The organism is Stenotrophomonas sp. C-A, from assembly GCF_054030835.1.
Window position 1 is genome coordinate 3,505,476 of sequence record NZ_CM132916.1, and the last position, 15,581, is coordinate 3,521,056.

Consider the following 15,581-nt stretch of genomic DNA (forward strand, 5'->3'; position numbering starts at 1 on the left):
GGGTACAGCAGGTGGATCAGACGCGCTTGTCGATGGCGACGAAGTCGCGGTCTTCCGGACCGATGTAGTTGGCGCTCGGGCGGATGATCTTGCCGTCGATGCGCTGCTCGACGATGTGCGCGCTCCAGCCGGCGGTGCGGGCGATCACGAACAGGGGAGTGAACATCGCGGTCGGCACGCCCATCATGTGGTAGCTCACGGCGCTGAACCAGTCCAGGTTCGGGAACATCTTCTTGATGTCCCACATCACCGATTCCAGGCGCTCGGCGATGTCGTACATCTTCATGCTGGACTGCTCTTCGGACAGCTCGCGGGCCACGTCCTTGATCACCTTGTTGCGCGGATCGGAGACGGTGTAGACCGGGTGGCCGAAACCGATCACCACTTCCTTGCGCTCGACGCGGGCCTTGATGTCTTCCTCGGCCTCATCGGGGGTGTCGTAGCGCTTCTGTACCTCGAACGCCACTTCGTTGGCACCGCCGTGCTTCGGACCGCGCAGCGCGCCGATGCCACCGCAGATCGCGCTGTACATGTCGCTGCCGGTGCCGGCGATGACACGGCAGGTGAAGGTCGAGGCATTGAACTCGTGTTCCGCGTACAGGATCAGCGAGGTGTGCATCGCCTTCACCCACGATTCCTGCGGCTTCTCGCCGTGCAGCAGGTGCAGGAAGTGGCCACCGATCGAGTCATCGTCGGTTTCCACGTCGATGGCGCGGCCGTTGTGGCTCCAGTGGTACCAGTACAGCAGCATCGAACCGAGGCAGGCCATCAGCTTGTCGGCGATGTCACGTGCGCCCGGATGGTTGTGATCGTCCTTCTCCGGCGCCACGCAGCCGAGCACGGACACGCCGGTGCGCATCACGTCCATCGGGTGTGCCGACGGCGGCAACTCTTCCAGCGCCGCCTTCACCGCCGCCGGGATGCCACGCAGCGACTTCAGCTTGGCCTTGTACGAAACCAGCTCGGCGCGGGTCGGCAGCTTGCCGTGCACAAGCAGGTAGGCAATTTCCTCGAACTCGCTGGTGTTGGCCAGGTCCAGGATGTCGTAGCCACGGTAGTGCAGGTCATTGCCGCTACGGCCCACGCTGCACAGCGCGGTGTTGCCGGCAGCGGTGCCGGACAGGGCGACGGACTTCTTCGGCTTGAAGGTCGGGGTTGCGGTCGTATCGTTCATGTTTTCCCTCCGAAAACTGATGGTGCAGGGTACTGCTTATTTCTTGGCGGCGAACAGTGCATCGAGCTGCTGCTCGAACGCGTGGTAGCCGATGCGGTCGTAGAGTTCTTCGCGGGTCTGCATGGTCTCCACCACATTGCGCTGATGACCATCGCGGCGCACCGCCTGGTAGACGTTCTCGGCGGCCTTGTTGGCGGCGCGGAAAGCCGACAGCGGGAACAGCTGGATGGCAACTCCGGCCGACGCCAGTTCATCGCGACTGAACAGCGGGGTGGCGCCGAACTCGGTGATGTTGGCCAGCACCGGCACCTTCACCGCGTCGACGAAGCGGCGGTAGGTCTCCAGGTCGTAGGCGGCCTCGGCAAAGATGCCATCGGCACCGGCCTCGACGCAGGCGATGGCGCGCTCGATGGCCTTGTCCACGCCGTCCACCTGGATGGCGTCGGTGCGCGCGATCAGGAAGAACTCCGGATCGGTCTTGGCATCGGCAGCCGCCTTCACGCGGTCGACCATTTCACCCTGCGAGACGATCTCCTTGCCCGGGCGGTGACCGCAGCGCTTGGCGCCGACCTGGTCTTCGATGTGGCAGGCGGCCGCGCCGGCCTTGATCAGCGACTTCACGGTGCGCGCGATGTTGAACGCACTCGGGCCGAAGCCGGTATCGATGTCGACCATCAGCGGCAGGTCGCAGACATCGGTGATGCGGCGCACGTCCACCAGCACATCTTCCAGGCTGTTGATACCCAGGTCCGGCAGGCCCAGCGAGCCCGCGGCCACACCGCCACCGGACAGATAGATGGCGCGGAAGCCGGCGCGCTTGGCCAGCAAGGCGTGGTTGGCGTTGATCGCGCCGATCACCTGCAACGGCGATTCGGCAGCCAGCGCCTCACGGAAGCGGGCACCGGCAGAGAAAGGAGTGGAAGCGGTCATGCGGCAATCCAGGTTGAAGTACGGAAAAGAAAGCGCAAGCACCATGCCAAGCTGCAAGCCGTTGATTTCACGGGCATGACTGCCATGCAGCGGTGAAACAAATGAAACATTGAAACAGATGTATCATGAAACACCACGTCCCACGCACGCCGCCATGTATCTGCCCCGCTCGCCCCTGCGCCACGCCGACGCCGACCCCGGTCGCCCGGTGATCTGGACCGTCAGCGTTTCGCGGCTGACCGGTCTGCTCGGCGACGTCATTCCGGAGTTCGACCGCCGCGCGCGCATCGAACAGATCAACCTCGGTTTCGAGGAAGCCGTGGACGTGATCGGCCAGCGCCTGCGCCGCGAGCACTGCGACGTGGTCATCGCAGGCGGCTCCAACGCGGCCTGGCTGCGCGGCCGGCTGGAGCTGCCGCTGGTGCCGATCCAGGCCAACGGCTTCGACCTGATGGAAGCGCTGGCCCGGGCACGACGGATCGCCAGCCGCATCGGCCTGGTCACCCACGCCAGCGACGTACCGGTGTTCAGCAACTTCCAGCAGAGTTTCGGCCTGGATATCGAGCATCGCCGTTTCGTCACCCGCGAGGACGCCCGCGACTGCATCGCTGACCTGCGCGCCAATGGCATCGAAGTGATCGTCGGCACCGGCATGGCCATCGATCACGCCGAACAGGCCGGCCTGCCCGGCGTGCTGCTGTACTCGGCCGACTCGGTGCGGCAGGCGTTCGAGCATGCGCTGGAACTGACCCAGACGCTGGCCCGCTCCAGTGGCAACCGATCCACCCCACGCCGGCGCCCGGCAGTACGGGCCGACGCGCATGAACTGCTCGGCGACAGCGATGCGATGGCACAGGTACGCGCACAGATCGCGCTTTATGCACCGCACGACAGCACCGTGCTGGTCAGTGGCGAAACCGGCACCGGCAAGGAACTGGTGGCACGCCAGCTGCACGCCGCCAGCGGTCGTCGTGGGCGCTTCGTCGCGCTGAACTGTGGCGCCATCAGCGAATCGCTGCTGGAGGCGGAGCTGTTCGGCTACAGCGATGGCGCCTTCACCGGCGCGCGGCGCGGCGGCCGCGTCGGCCTGGTCGAGGCCGCAGATGGCGGCACCTTGTTCCTGGATGAGATCGGCGAACTGCCGCTGCCGCTGCAGACCCGCCTGCTGCGCGTGCTGGAAGAGCGCGAAGTGCTGCGCGTGGGCGCAACCGAACCGACCCCGGTCGACCTGCGCGTGGTAGCCGCCACGCTGCAATCGCTGGAGCAGCGCGCAGCAGCAGGCAGCTTCCGTCGCGACCTGTATTACCGGCTGGCGGCGCTGCGCATCGCCCTGCCCTCGCTGCGTGCCCGGCGCGGAGACATTCCGCTGCTGGCACAGCACTTCTTCCGCCAGCTGCGCGGCATCGACGCGCCACTGGACGAAGCTGCGATGGCAATGTTGACCACCGCCGAGTGGCCCGGCAACGTGCGCGAACTACGCAATCTGGTGGATCGCCTGCGCATCCACTGGCAGCCTGGAGAAGGCCTGATTGATGCGGCACGGCTGCTGCAGCTGGCGCCGGAGCTGAGGAGCGAAGGCGCCACGGCCCTGTCTCTGGAGACCAACGGCAAACGCCCGCCGCGTGCGCAGCTGGAAGCATTGCTGCAGGAACATCGCAATGACCGCGAGGGCATGGCACAGGCGCTGGGCGTATCACGCACCACACTGTGGCGCTGGCTGCGCGCGGAGGGTCTGTAGAGCCGAGCCCATGCTCGGCTGCTTCTGCACGGACAGCAGCCGAGCATGGGCTTGTATGTTCCTCCCGGCTCCTACGCGGTATGTAGGAGCCAGGGTGGAGGGACCGTCAACATGATATCTGCGGGTAGCAGCCGACAGACGAGCCGAGCGATCCCCATCCCGCACCTTAACGTCGATAAAGGATCTAGCGGCCTTTGAGGACCGCCGATGTAGGCAAGCCAACGTGGTGCGGTACCACCCCAGCCCCTCAACAATAGCTGGGAGTTACGCAGATGTCAGATCGTTTGGCCGTCGGCATCGATGCCGACTCAAAGAGCCTTGTGGTGGCGCGCCATGGCACCAAGGGCAGCACTCGAATCCCCAATTCAGCGTCGGCCATCGGTAAGTGGCTGTCCGGCCTGCCGACCAGGACTCGCATTGGGGTGGAGGCGACCAATCGCTACCACGAGCTTGTGGCTCAATCTGCCCAGAAGGCCGGCCACGCGGTCTTTGTGCTCAATCCGCGCGACATCAAGCATTACGCCAAGGGGGTGGCTTGCCGCGGCAAGACCGACTCTGGCGACGCACAGGTTATCGCGCGCTACATCGCCAAGGAGGCCGACAATCTGCACGAGCATGTCGCCCGTTCGCCTGCGCAGGAGCGGCTGCATGTACTGCTCCAGCAACGTGACAGCTTGGTCAGGAGCAAGACGAAGCTCAATCTCTCGCTGGGGTCGGGAGCATCAGAATCCGCACTCTTCGGAGGGGTTTTCAGTAGCCTGAAAGAGGCCATCGCCCTGCTGGATCAAGAGATCCAACGGTTGTGCCGCAGTGGTGAACAGCACGATCTGTATCGACGAATCATGACCATTCCGGGGATCGGACCGACGGTGGCGGCGTTCATTACCCATCACATCACGCGCTGGCCCTTGGCCAGCTCGGACGCCTGGATTGCCTGCACCGGCCTGGATCCGCGACCCAACGAATCCGGCGCACGGATCGGTCGGCGTCGCCTGTCCAAACGCGGCAGCGCCGGTTTGCGTCAGATCCTCTACATGGCAGCCATGGGCCTGACCCGCTCAAAGGGTGGCAAGCCTCTCTACAACGCCATCCGCGAGCGCGGCCACAGCAGTACTGCCACTTTCAACATTCTGGCGAGAAAACTAGCCAAGATCGCCTGGGGCGTCTTCAAGAGCGGCCGGGACTTTGACCCAGCCATGCTGAAAATGGGTCAAGCCTGCTTCCAGCAGGCTTGACCGCGAACATAGGATCTCGGCTCTACAGCAGCCCCGGCACCGCCCCGACTTACGGGTACAGCAGGCGCTTGCTCCAGCGCCCTTCGGCACCGGCTTCATAGCACCAGCGTTCGTGCAGGCGGAACTGCGCGCCGTACCAGAATTCGATGCGGTCGGGCACCACGCGCAGGCCGCTCCAGCCTTCAGGACGCGGCACGTCCTTGCCCTCGAAGCGGGCTTCGATCCCGGCAACGCGCGCATCGAACTCTTCACGCGTTGCCAGCGTCTTCGACTGCTGCGAGGCCCAGGCGCCGATCTGGCTCATGCGTGGGCGGCTGGCGAAATAGGCGTCGGCCTCGGCATCGGCAACCTGCTCCACACGGCCTTCAATGCGCACCTGGATGCCGGCTTCGCGCAGGCTGCGCCACAGGAACAGCAGCGCGGCCTGCGGGTTGGCATGAAGTTCCTGGCCCTTGTGGCTGTCCAGGTGGGTGTAGAAGACGAAGCCACGCTCATCGAACGCCTTCAGCAGCACGGTACGTGCCGAGGGACGGCCGTGCGTATCGGCAGTGGCCACGGTCATCGCGTTCGGCTCGACCTCGCGGCTCTGTTTGGCCTCTTCGAACAGGCCGGCAAACGTGGACAGGGCTTCGGCGTACAGGTCGCTCATGATTGCGTTCTTCTCACACGGATTGGGCTATTGTGGCTGCATGGCCGCTGCTGCGTATATGCCCCAGGTGAAAGGATTCCCCGAAACATTGGCCGAACAGGTGCTGGACGATGCACTGGGCAGCGGCGCAGCAGTTCCAGTATTGGCGATCAGCGGCCTGCAGGGGAGCGGCAAATCGACGCTGGCCGCGCAGGTGGTGGCACGTGCACAGGCACGCGGCCTGAACGCGGCGACGCTGTCGATCGATGATGTCTACCTGACCCGCGTGCAGCGCCAGCGACTGGCCCGCCAGGTGCACCCGCTGCTGATCACCCGCGGCCCGCCGGGCACTCACGACCTGCCGCTGGCCCATGCGGTATTGGACGCCGTGGCCGCGCGCCAGCCCTTCGCATTGCCCCGCTTCGACAAGCTGGCCGACGAACGACTACCCGAAGCGCAATGGCCACGTATCGAGCAGCCCCTCGACCTGCTGGTGTTCGAAGGCTGGTTCCTGGGCACGCCCGCTCAGAACGACGACGCACTGGACAGCCCACTGAACGCGCTGGAACGCGAAGCCGACGCCGACGGCCGCTGGCGTCGCTGGTGCAACCAGGCGCTGGCCCGCGACTACCCCGCGCTCTGGCAGCGCTGCGACGGCCTGTGGTTCCTGCAGCCGCCGGATTTTTCAGTGGTACCACGCTGGCGCTGGCAGCAGGAGCAGAACCTGCAGGCCGCGCAGCCGGGCCGGCACGGCATGAGCCGGCCACAACTGGAGCGCTTCGTGCAGTACTACGAGCGGGTCAGCCGCCAGGCGCTGCGTGCCCTGCCCGCCCTGGCCGACCACGTGGTGGTGCTGGACGGCCAGCGACAGGTGCAGGAAGTGCGCTGAGCGCGCCTATTCCACCAGGAAGGTCACCCGCAGGTTGACCCGCCATTCGGTGATCTCGCCACTGCCATTGGTGACCACCTTGGTCTCGTTCACCCAGGCGCCCTGGATGCCCTTGACCGTCCCGGAGACCTTCTTCAGCCCGCTGCGCACGGCGTCCTCCACGCTTTTTGGTGAGGAGGCGGTAATTTCGATGACCTTGGCGACCGTCATGGCCTGTACTCCGGCTGGCGCGGGAGACCCCGCAGGAACGCCTACCCTGACGTGAAGAACGTAAAGGCCAGGGCACGGAGGTGTTAGCATCAGAGGGCATGAATCCTGCTCCGAACCTGATCCTGATCGGCCCGATGGGCGCCGGCAAAACCTGCATCGGCCGCCGCCTCGCCGAGCGCTTCACGCTGGACTTCGTCGATGTCGACCAGGCCATCGTCGATGCCGCCGGCGCCAGCATCCCGACCATCTTCGAGCACTCCGGCGAAGCCGGCTTCCGCAGCCATGAACGCGAGGCTCTGGCCCGCGTGCTGGGAGGCCGCGGCCAGCTGGTCTCCACCGGTGGCGGCGCGGTGCTGGATCCCGAAAACCGTGCACTGATCGCCGAGCGTGGCTTCGTGGTCTACCTGCGGGTCAGCGTGGCCGCGCAGCTTGAACGCCTGGCCCGCGACAAGGGCCGGCCGCTGCTGCAGCGCCCGGACCGCGAGCAGGTGCTGCACGATCTGGCCGCACACCGCGACCCGCTGTACCGCGAACTGGCCGACCTCACTCTTGATACCGACCCGTATACCGCTGCCGACGCGACCGCCCACCTGGTGGTCAAGCTGGCCACGCAATGGCAGCGCCAGGACCTGACCGCATGACTTCCCCCGCCCTGCTGCAGGTCGCCGTTGGCGGCGACCGCCCTTACTCCATCACCATCGGCGCCGGTGCCCAGGCCGACGGCGCTGCGCTGGCGTCGCACGTGCGCGGCCGCCACGTGCTGCTGCTCAGCGACAGCGAAGTGGCCCCACGCTATCTGGACGCCGTGAAGCAGACGCTGTTGGCTGCACGCCCCGACCTGATCGTCGGCGAGCATGTGCTGGCCGCGGGCGAAGCCTCCAAGACCCTGGCCGAGTTCGGCCGTGCGATCGAAGCACTGGCCGCGCTCGGCGCCACCCGCGACGCCTGTGTGTTCGCCCTCGGCGGTGGCGTGGTCGGTGATCTCGCCGGTTTTGCAGCCGCCTGCTGGATGCGCGGCGTGGACTGCGTGCAGCTGCCGACCACCCTGTTGGCGATGGTCGATTCGTCGGTGGGCGGCAAGACCGCGGTCGACATTCCGGCCGGCAAGAACCTGGTCGGCGCCTTCCATCCGCCGCGTGCGGTCATTGCCGATACCCGCGTGCTGGCTACCCTGCCGCCGCGCGAACTGCGTGCCGGCCTGGCCGAAGTGGTGAAGTACGGCGCGCTGGGCGATGCCGTGTTCTTCGAATGGCTGCAGCAGCATGCCGATGCGCTGATCGCCGGTGAAGACAACGTGCTTTCCGAAGCCATCGCGCGCAGCTGCCGGCACAAGGCCGCCATCGTCGAGCGCGATCCGTTCGAGAAGGGCGAGCGTGCCCTGCTCAACCTGGGCCACACCTTCGGCCATGCCATCGAGACCGAACAGGGCTACTCGGCCCCGGGCCGCGATGCGCTGAACCACGGCGAGGCCGTGGCGGTGGGCATGGTGCTGGCGGCGAAGCTGTCCACCCACCTGGGCCTGGCCGAGGATGCCGACCGCGCGCGCCTGCAGTCGCTTCTGGAACGCCTTGGCCTGCCGGTGGCGATTCCGGCCGGGCTGGACCCACAGGCCCTGCTCGGCCGCATGCGGCTGGACAAGAAGAACGTGGCCGGCCGCCTGCGCCTGGTGCTGTGGCGCGGCATGGGCCGTGCCGAGGTGGTGCCGGACGTGGATGAGGAGGCGGTGCTGAAGGTGCTGGGCGCGGGCTGACCTTTCCGCGTTCGCTGGGCATGGCCCAGCGCTGACGGATTGTGCTGCGGCATGAAGCGCAGCCGAGCGTGGGCTCGGCTCTACAGGTCCGTGCCGCCCCGGGGCGATACAATCGGCGCCATGCACGTCTACCTGCAACATCCCGACGCCGGTGCGCAGGCACCGCGCTTCCTGCGCCTGAGCCTGCAGCCGGAACTGTTCGGCGGCTGGGAACTGCTGCGCGAAAGCGGCCGCGTCGGTGCCCGCTCGCAGCTGCGGCGCGAGCTGTTCCTGCAGGCCGACGAAGCCCGCCATGCTTTCGAGAAGGCCCGCGATGCCGAACTGCATCGCGGCTTCCAGATCCTTTCGCACGGCGACTGACGCCGCTGCCAACTTTCGTCCAAGGAATGCCCATCGTGACCAGCCCTCTCCGCAATGATCGCCTGCTGCGCGCCCTGCGCCGCGAACCGGTGGACTGCACCCCCGTCTGGCTGATGCGCCAGGCCGGCCGCTACCTGCCGGAGTACCGCGCGACCCGGGCCAAGGCCGGCAGCTTCCTGGCCATGGCCAAGAATCCGGAGATCGCCTGCGAAGTCACCCTGCAGCCGCTGCGCCGCTTCCCGCTGGACGCGGCCATCCTGTTCTCGGACATCCTCACCATCCCCGATGCGATGGGTCTGGAGCTGTACTTCGTCGAAGGCGAAGGCCCGAAGTTCCGCCACCCGGTGCGTGATGAAGCGGCCATCGCCAGGCTGGCGGTGCCGGACATGGAGCAGGACCTGGGCTATGTGATGGACGCCGTGCGCCTGATCCGCCGCGAACTGGATGGCCAGGTGCCGTTGATCGGCTTCTCCGGCAGCCCGTGGACGCTGGCCTGCTACATGGTGGAAGGCGGCGGCAGCAAGGACTTTGCGCGCATCAAGGCGATGGCGCTGAACCACCCCCAGGCCCTGCACCGCCTGCTGGAGGTCACCACTGAAGCGGTGATCGCCTACCTCGGCGCGCAGCGTGCGGCTGGTGCGCAGGCGCTGCAGGTGTTCGACACCTGGGGTGGCGTGCTGTCGCCGTCGATGTACCGCGAGTTCTCGCTGCGTTACCTGCAGCGCATTGCCGAGGGCCTGGAGCGTGGCGAAGGCAGCGAGCGCACGCCGCTGATCCTGTTCGGCAAGGGCACCGGCCTGCATCTGGAAACGCTGTCGCAGACCGGCGCCGATGCGCTGGGCCTGGACTGGACGCTGGACCTGGACGAGGCCATGCGCCGCACCGGTGGCCGCGTTGCCCTGCAGGGCAACCTCGACCCGACCACGCTGTACGCCTCGCCGGATGCGATCGCCGCCGCTGCCGCACGCGTGCTCGACACCTATGCCGCGGGCAACGGTGGTTCGCGCGAGGGCCATGTGTTCAATCTTGGCCACGGCATGTCGCCGGACATGGACCCGGCGCACGTGCAGGTGCTGGTGGACGCGGTACACGCGCACAGCCAGCGCTGAGCATTCGGCATACGGTTGCGGCGCGATGTTGATCGCGCCGTGACCCGCAGTGCGCGATCATGGTCTCCCCCACGCTGCACCGGCCGCGCCCCATGTCCACCTCGCCATCGACCTACAACCGCCAGCGCCCCCTGCTGTGGTTGGTTTCGTTGGCGATCTTCATGCAGATGCTGGACTCGACCATCGTCAACACGGCGTTGCCGGCGATGGCCGCCAGCCTGGGCGAAAGCCCGCTGCAGATGCAGTCGGTGGTGTTCAGCTATGCGCTGGCGGTGGCTACCTTCATTCCCGCCTCCGGCTGGATCGCTGACCGCTACGGCACCCGCCGCACCTTCCTGGTGGCGATCATCCTGTTCACCCTCGGCTCGCTGGCCTGCGCGCTGGCCCAGCACCTGCACCAGCTGGTCGGTGCGCGCGTGCTGCAGGGCATCGGTGGCGCGATGCTGCTGCCGGTCGGTCGCCTGGCGGTGATGCGTTCGGTGCCGCGCGAGGATTTCCTGCGCGCGATGAGCTTCATCGCCATCCCCGCCCTGGTCGGCCCGTTGATCGGTCCGACGCTGGGCGGCTGGCTGGTCGAGATCGCCTCGTGGCACTGGGTTTTCCTGATCAACCTGCCGATCGGCGTGATCGGTTTCATCGCTGCGATGAAGATCATGCCGGACCACTACGCCAGCCATCGCACCCGCTTCGACCTGCGCGGCTACATCATGCTGGCCTTCGCGATGGTGGTGCTGTCACTGGCGCTGGACGGCATCTCTGGACTCGGCACGCCACATGCGCTGGTGATGCTGATGACCGTGGCCGGCCTGGCTGCGCTGGTGGGCTACTGGCTGCACGCCGCCAACTCCACCGCCCCCTTGTTCTCGCTGGCCCTGTTCCGCGTGCCCAGCTATCGCATCGGTATCCTCGGTAACCTGTTCTCGCGCATCGGCAGCAGCGCCATGCCGATGCTGATCCCGCTGCTGCTGCAGGTCGGCCTGGGCCTGGGCCCGATGAACGCCGGCCTGATGATGGTGCCGGTGGCAGCGGCCGGCATGGTGTCGAAGAAGCTGGCGGTAAAGCTGGTTGAGCGCTACGGCTACCGCCGCGTGCTGATGGTCAACACCGTGCTGGTCGGCCTGGCGATGGCCAGCTTCATCCTGATGACACCGGGCCAGCACCTGGCCTGGCGCCTGCTGCAGCTGGCGTTCTTCGGTGCGGTCAATTCACTGCAGTTCACCGTGATGAACACCGTGACCCTGCGCGACCTGGACCGCGAATTCGCCAGTTCCGGCAACAGCCTGCTGTCGATGGTGATGATGCTCGCCGCTGGTTTCGGTGCCGCCGCTGCGGGCAGCCTGCTGGCCGCGTTCGGCAACCACCTGGACAGCAACAGCGCGACCGCGGCGCTGCATGCGACGTTCCTGTGCGTGGGCGCGATCACGCTGACTTCGACGATGATCTTCTGGCAGCTGCCCGATACCAAGCCGGAGCCACGGCAGGTCGAGCACGTAGCGGAATAAGGGGGTTCGGCAGGGCCTGCGGCCCTGCACCCGCTACACGCAACGGCAACAGCTGAAGCAACAGCCAAAGCAGAATTCCGTGGGATGGCGGGGTACCGTGGGTTTGCGGGGCCGCCGTGAACCCGTCCATGGGGGCTTGGTCGCCGCATCCATGCGGCTCACACCCCGCAAACCCACGGCACCCCGCCTTCGACAGTTTCCCGGTGGCCTGTAGAGCCACGCCATGCATGGATGAATCTCCATCGAGATCGAATATTTCGAATTGAAATCGAAACGCATCCACGCATGGCGTGGATCTACTGCAGATCGCAGGATTCTGTCGAAGGCGGGGTGGGTCCGGTTGCGGGAGTGTCCGCGGCATGGATGCCGCGGCCAAGCCCCCATGGATGGGTTTACGGCGTCTCCCACAACCGGATCCACCCCGCCATCCCACAGGAAGCCAGCTTTTGCTTCGGCTGTTGCTTCAGCTGTTGCCGTTGCGTGTAGCGGGTGCAGGGCCGCAGGCCCTGCCGAACCCCTACCTGCCCATCACCCGGGCGATCGCTTCCACCAGCAGCTCACCGGTCACCGGCTTGCGCAGGAAACCGCCGATGCCGGCCGCTTCCACCTGCTGCTGCAGGTCCGGATCGGTCCGCGCGGTCACGGCAAGCAGCGGCAGCATATAGCCCTGGTTGCGCAGGTGCTGGGCCAGCTCGAAGCCACTCAGGCCCGGCAGGTCAAGATCCAGCAGGCCGACGTCGAAATCACCGGCGCTGATCTCGCGCAGCGCCGCCAGCGCATGCCCTGCATGCACGACCTCGTGCCCGCGCGCACTCAGCAACCCGCGCACCACGTCGGCCACGGTCGCATCGTCCTCCACCAGCAGTACCCGCAATGGCGGCATGTTGGCCGCGTCCTCGCGGTGCGTTTCGCCATCTGCTTCGGCATTGGCATCGACCACCATCGGCAACGGCAACGTCACGCCGAAGCAGGTGCCGCGACCGAGTTGGCTCTCCACCTGGATCCGCCCCTGCATCGCGTGCGCCAGTTCGCGGCAGATCGCCAGGCCCAGGCCACTGCCACCGTACTGCGCCGCGGTACGTGCACCATCGGCCTGCTCGAAGCGGCGGAACAGGCGTTGCTGTTGTTCCTGGCTGATGCCGGGGCCGGTGTCGCGCACTTCGAAATGCAGCGATCGCAGCTCGGCGTCGCCGCGCGCGTGCAGGGTGATGGTGCCGCGGCTGGTGAACTTGACCGCATTCGAGAGCAGATTCAGCAGAATCTGCCGGACCCGCATTGCATCGCCGGTGGCCTGCAGGCCGGGGGGCAGCTGGTTGTCGAGGGTGAAACGCAGGCCCTTCTGCGCCGCCAACGGCCCCATCAGCGCGGTCAGGTCCTGCAGCAGGCTGCTCAGTGCGAACGGCTTGTGCTGCAATTCCAGACGACCCGATTCGATCCGCGCAAGGTCCAGCGCATCGTTGACCAGGTGCAGCAGGTGCTCGCCGGCATGGCGGATCGATTGCGTATAGCCGCGCTGCTGCGGATCCAGAGGCGAGGACAGCAGCAGCTCGCTCATGCCCAGCACACCGGTCATCGGCGTGCGGATCTCATGGCCAAGGTTGGCCAGGAAGCGGGTCTTGGCCGCCGACGCCTGTTCGGCCAGCTCCTGCTTGTGCAGCGCCAGCTGATAGGCGTGGCGACGCTGCAGGCGACGACGGTACAGCCAGGCGAACCAGCTGGTCAGCAGCAGCGCGAACGAGGCCAGCACCAGCAGGCCGGACAAGCTGCGCCACCACGGTGGCTGCACGCGGAACTCCAGGCTCTGCACCCGTGACCAGACATGGTCGGCCGACCGCGCCTGCACTTCCAGCCGATAGCTGCCCGGCGCCAGCCGCGAGAACAGGCGCTCACCGGCTGGTCCCACTTCCACCCAGTCCGGGTCGTAGCCAGCCAACCGGTAACGATAGGTATTGGACGCCGAATCGGCGAACGACAGCAGGCGCGCGACGATGCGCAGATCGCGGTCGCCATCGGCGATCTGCAACGGCGTGTCGTGGGTGAGGTCCAGCACCTGCTCGTTGCGGCGCACCTCCACCCGCTCGATCACCAGCGGCGCACGCCGCATCGAGGGCCGCACCTGCTCCGGGTCGAACACCACCACACCGGCCGGCGTACCCGCCACCAGATGGCCGTCTCCCGACATCACCAGCGTGTGCTCACGGAATTCCTGGCTCGGCAGGCCATCGTGCACGCCATACAGGCGCACGCTCTGGCCATCGGCACCGATGCGCACCAGGCCACGCGCACTGGTTGCCCACGCTACCCCCTGGGCATCGACCACCAGTCCCGAGGCGGAGATCGCCGGGTAGCCCTGCTCGGCACCGATCACGGCCTGCCGCTCCAGCCGGCCCTGGCTCCAGCGGTAGCGCGACAGGCGACCATCCTCGGACAGCCAGACCTGGCCATCGCTTCCCACGTGCAGTGCATGGATCGCGGTCGCCGGTGCACCCGGCACCGGCTGGAAACGCTCGCTTTCCGGCAGCCACTGCAGCAGGCCACGGCTGCTGGCCAACCAGATATGGTCCTGCGGCCCGCATTCCACGTCGAGATTGAGCTGGCCCTGCTGCAATCCGCGCTGGCCATTGTCCAGCTGGCGCCGCAGGCGCCCATCCAGATCGCGCTGCTGAAGACCCGCCGACAGCATCAGCCAGAGGCTGTCACCATCACAGGTCATCATCGATTCGATGACCCCTTCCATGGTCGCGTCGGCGCCGGCATCCCGGCCCCAGCGGCGCAGATCACGCCGCTTCGGGTCATAGCGCAGCAGCGCGTCGTTGGAACCGATCCAGACCTGGCCGCGGCGATCCTCGCGCACCGAGGTCAGCCAGTGCATGCCGTTGACCCAGGTGCGGTGCTGTTCGATGCTGCCGGTCTTCGGATCGAAGCGGTCCAGCGCGCCGTGGCTGCCGACCGTCCAGATGCCGCCGTTGCTGGACGGGCTGGTACCCAGCACGAAAGCGTTGCGCAGCGAGCGGGGGTCGTCCTCCAGCCGCGACAGCACCGAGAACTGCCACCAACGCGGCAGCAGGTGCCAGAGGCCGGCGTTGGTGCTGGCCAACCAGATACCCCCCTCGCGATCCTCGTAGGCGCCGGTCCAGTTCGGGCGCACCGGACCACGCGCCACGGCGCTGTACAGAGGCACGGCCTGGTACTGGCCATCGACCGCCCGGCCAAGGCCGGTGCGGGTGTCCAGCCAGTGCCCGCCCTGCTCGTCGCGCAGCATCATGCCCAACACCTGTTCGCCTTCGGGCAGCTTCCAGGACGGCGCCTCAAAACGACCGTCGGGGCGACGCACGACGGCACCGGCCATCGTGCTGATCCAGAGGCTGCCATCGGGCTCGGCCGTCAGGCCATTGATCAGCTGGCTGGGAACGATGCCGGCACCGACCCGTTCAAAGTCCGTGCCGGTCCAGCGCGCGACGCCATGCTTGGTGCCGATCCACAGGCTGCCATCGGCCAGGGTTGCCAGGTACGGCACCGATGCGGCCGGCAGGCTACGTGGGTTGTTCGCTTCGGGCAGGAAGCGCTGCAGCCGGTCCTGGTTGTCCAGGCGGTACAGACCACCTTCGTGGGTGCCGAACCAGACCGAACCATCCGGCGTGGTGGCCAGGCTCCAGACCGTGTTGGTGCCCATCAACGGCTGGCTGCTGCGGTCGTAGAAATGCAGCTGGCGGCGATCGGCCGACATCCGTACAAGACCGGCGTTCTCGGTGCCGATCCAGAGCTGGTTGCGGGCATCGACCAGCACCGTCCAGATGCGGTTGTCGCGCAGGCCGTCTTCCGAACGCCAGATCCGGTAGTTGCGCCCGTCGTAGCGGGCCAGGCCGTCGTTGGTGGCGATCCAGAGGTAACCGTAACGATCCTCGGCCATGCGGTTCACGGTATTGGACGGCAAGCCGTCGAACACCGTCACCTGGCGCGGGCTCGGTGGCACCGGCTGCGCCGCAGCGGGCGACAGGCAGCACAGGAGGACCAGCAGCAGCATCGCCGCCCGCAGATACACCACCGATTGCCTCC

Annotated in this window: 13 protein-coding genes; 8 read left to right on the forward strand and 5 right to left on the reverse strand. The window is 66.9% G+C overall.

Features of this window, described 5'->3' with window-relative positions; all coding sequences use genetic code 11:
- Positions 1–16: 16 nt before the first annotated feature.
- Both prpC and prpB read right to left on the reverse strand, forming a co-directional pair.
- The gene (prpC, locus tag ACW5IY_RS16465) at positions 17–1,174 is read right to left on the reverse strand and encodes a bifunctional 2-methylcitrate synthase/citrate synthase (protein ID WP_010482770.1); all 1,158 of its coding nucleotides are present in this window, start codon (positions 1,172–1,174) and stop codon (positions 17–19) included.
- A gap of 36 nt (positions 1,175–1,210) precedes the next feature.
- Positions 1,211–2,104 carry a methylisocitrate lyase gene (gene prpB, locus ACW5IY_RS16470; RefSeq protein WP_049435301.1) on the reverse strand — a complete coding sequence of 298 codons (894 nt, stop codon included), beginning with the start codon at positions 2,102–2,104 and terminating at the stop codon, positions 1,211–1,213.
- Between the two features lie 154 nt (positions 2,105–2,258).
- On the opposite strand from prpB, the gene prpR reads away from it, so the two are divergent.
- Together prpR and ACW5IY_RS16480 are read left to right on the forward strand one after the other, a co-directional pair.
- Positions 2,259–3,842 (forward strand): propionate catabolism operon regulatory protein PrpR, encoded by a 1,584-nt coding sequence (gene prpR / locus ACW5IY_RS16475; RefSeq protein WP_049435255.1) that lies wholly within the window; start codon positions 2,259–2,261, stop codon positions 3,840–3,842.
- A gap of 272 nt (positions 3,843–4,114) precedes the next feature.
- Positions 4,115–5,077, forward strand: a complete 963-nt coding sequence (locus ACW5IY_RS16480; RefSeq protein ID WP_049435254.1) for an IS110 family transposase — start codon at positions 4,115–4,117, stop codon at positions 5,075–5,077.
- A gap of 49 nt (positions 5,078–5,126) precedes the next feature.
- Here ACW5IY_RS16480 and pdxH read toward each other — a convergent pair whose 3' ends face one another.
- Positions 5,127–5,726: a pyridoxamine 5'-phosphate oxidase gene (gene pdxH, locus ACW5IY_RS16485; protein WP_049435253.1), complete on the reverse strand. Its 600-nt coding sequence runs from the start codon at positions 5,724–5,726 to the stop codon at positions 5,127–5,129.
- Positions 5,727–5,766: 40 nt separating this feature from the next.
- On the opposite strand from pdxH, the gene ACW5IY_RS16490 reads away from it, so the two are divergent.
- A complete protein-coding gene (locus ACW5IY_RS16490; protein WP_049435251.1) occupies positions 5,767–6,594 on the forward strand; it encodes a kinase in 828 nt (275 codons plus the stop codon).
- 6 nt (positions 6,595–6,600) lie between these two features.
- On the opposite strand, the gene ACW5IY_RS16495 is transcribed toward ACW5IY_RS16490, so the two are convergent.
- Complete coding sequence (locus tag ACW5IY_RS16495) at positions 6,601–6,804, reverse strand: dodecin family protein (protein ID WP_049435250.1); 204 nt, start codon at positions 6,802–6,804, stop codon at positions 6,601–6,603.
- Between the two features lie 98 nt (positions 6,805–6,902).
- Between ACW5IY_RS16495 and ACW5IY_RS16500 the strand changes: the two genes are divergently transcribed.
- The 5 genes from ACW5IY_RS16500 (at position 6,903) to mdtD (ending at position 11,525) form a co-directional block, all read left to right on the forward strand.
- Entirely contained in the window at positions 6,903–7,445 is a 543-nt protein-coding gene (locus ACW5IY_RS16500; RefSeq protein ID WP_049435248.1) for a shikimate kinase, read from the forward strand.
- Positions 7,442–8,554, forward strand: a complete 1,113-nt coding sequence (gene aroB, locus ACW5IY_RS16505; protein ID WP_049435247.1) for a 3-dehydroquinate synthase — start codon at positions 7,442–7,444, stop codon at positions 8,552–8,554. The genes ACW5IY_RS16500 and aroB overlap by 4 nt, the downstream gene beginning before the upstream one ends.
- Positions 8,555–8,674: 120 nt before the next feature.
- Complete coding sequence (locus ACW5IY_RS16510) at positions 8,675–8,914, forward strand: WGR domain-containing protein (protein WP_049435245.1); 240 nt, start codon at positions 8,675–8,677, stop codon at positions 8,912–8,914.
- Positions 8,915–8,940: 26 nt separating this feature from the next.
- Positions 8,941–10,023, forward strand: coding sequence for a uroporphyrinogen decarboxylase (hemE, locus tag ACW5IY_RS16515; protein WP_049435244.1), 1,083 nt, complete (start codon positions 8,941–8,943; stop codon positions 10,021–10,023).
- Between the two features lie 92 nt (positions 10,024–10,115).
- The gene (gene mdtD, locus ACW5IY_RS16520; protein WP_010482759.1) at positions 10,116–11,525 is read left to right on the forward strand and encodes a multidrug transporter subunit MdtD; all 1,410 of its coding nucleotides are present in this window, start codon (positions 10,116–10,118) and stop codon (positions 11,523–11,525) included.
- Between the two features lie 517 nt (positions 11,526–12,042).
- Here the strand turns inward: mdtD and ACW5IY_RS16525 are convergent.
- Positions 12,043–15,570 (reverse strand): hybrid sensor histidine kinase/response regulator, encoded by a 3,528-nt coding sequence (locus tag ACW5IY_RS16525; RefSeq protein ID WP_049435243.1) that lies wholly within the window; start codon positions 15,568–15,570, stop codon positions 12,043–12,045.
- Positions 15,571–15,581: the final 11 nt, after the last annotated feature.

Bases quoted from the DNA above. Each gene is read 5' to 3' on its own strand.
- prpC (WP_010482770.1), bottom strand. From the start codon at position 1,174: ATGAACGATACGACCGCAACCCCGACCTTCAAGCCGAAGAAGTCCGTC.
- prpB (WP_049435301.1), bottom strand. From the start codon at position 2,104: ATGACCGCTTCCACTCCTTTCTCTGCCGGTGCCCGCTTCCGTGAGGCG.
- prpR (WP_049435255.1), top strand. From the start codon at position 2,259: ATGTATCTGCCCCGCTCGCCCCTGCGCCACGCCGACGCCGACCCCGGT.
- ACW5IY_RS16480 (WP_049435254.1), top strand. From the start codon at position 4,115: ATGTCAGATCGTTTGGCCGTCGGCATCGATGCCGACTCAAAGAGCCTT.
- pdxH (WP_049435253.1), bottom strand. From the start codon at position 5,726: ATGAGCGACCTGTACGCCGAAGCCCTGTCCACGTTTGCCGGCCTGTTC.
- ACW5IY_RS16490 (WP_049435251.1), top strand. From the start codon at position 5,767: ATGGCCGCTGCTGCGTATATGCCCCAGGTGAAAGGATTCCCCGAAACA.
- ACW5IY_RS16495 (WP_049435250.1), bottom strand. From the start codon at position 6,804: ATGACGGTCGCCAAGGTCATCGAAATTACCGCCTCCTCACCAAAAAGC.
- ACW5IY_RS16500 (WP_049435248.1), top strand. From the start codon at position 6,903: ATGAATCCTGCTCCGAACCTGATCCTGATCGGCCCGATGGGCGCCGGC.
- aroB (WP_049435247.1), top strand. From the start codon at position 7,442: ATGACTTCCCCCGCCCTGCTGCAGGTCGCCGTTGGCGGCGACCGCCCT.
- ACW5IY_RS16510 (WP_049435245.1), top strand. From the start codon at position 8,675: ATGCACGTCTACCTGCAACATCCCGACGCCGGTGCGCAGGCACCGCGC.
- hemE (WP_049435244.1), top strand. From the start codon at position 8,941: ATGCCCATCGTGACCAGCCCTCTCCGCAATGATCGCCTGCTGCGCGCC.
- mdtD (WP_010482759.1), top strand. From the start codon at position 10,116: ATGTCCACCTCGCCATCGACCTACAACCGCCAGCGCCCCCTGCTGTGG.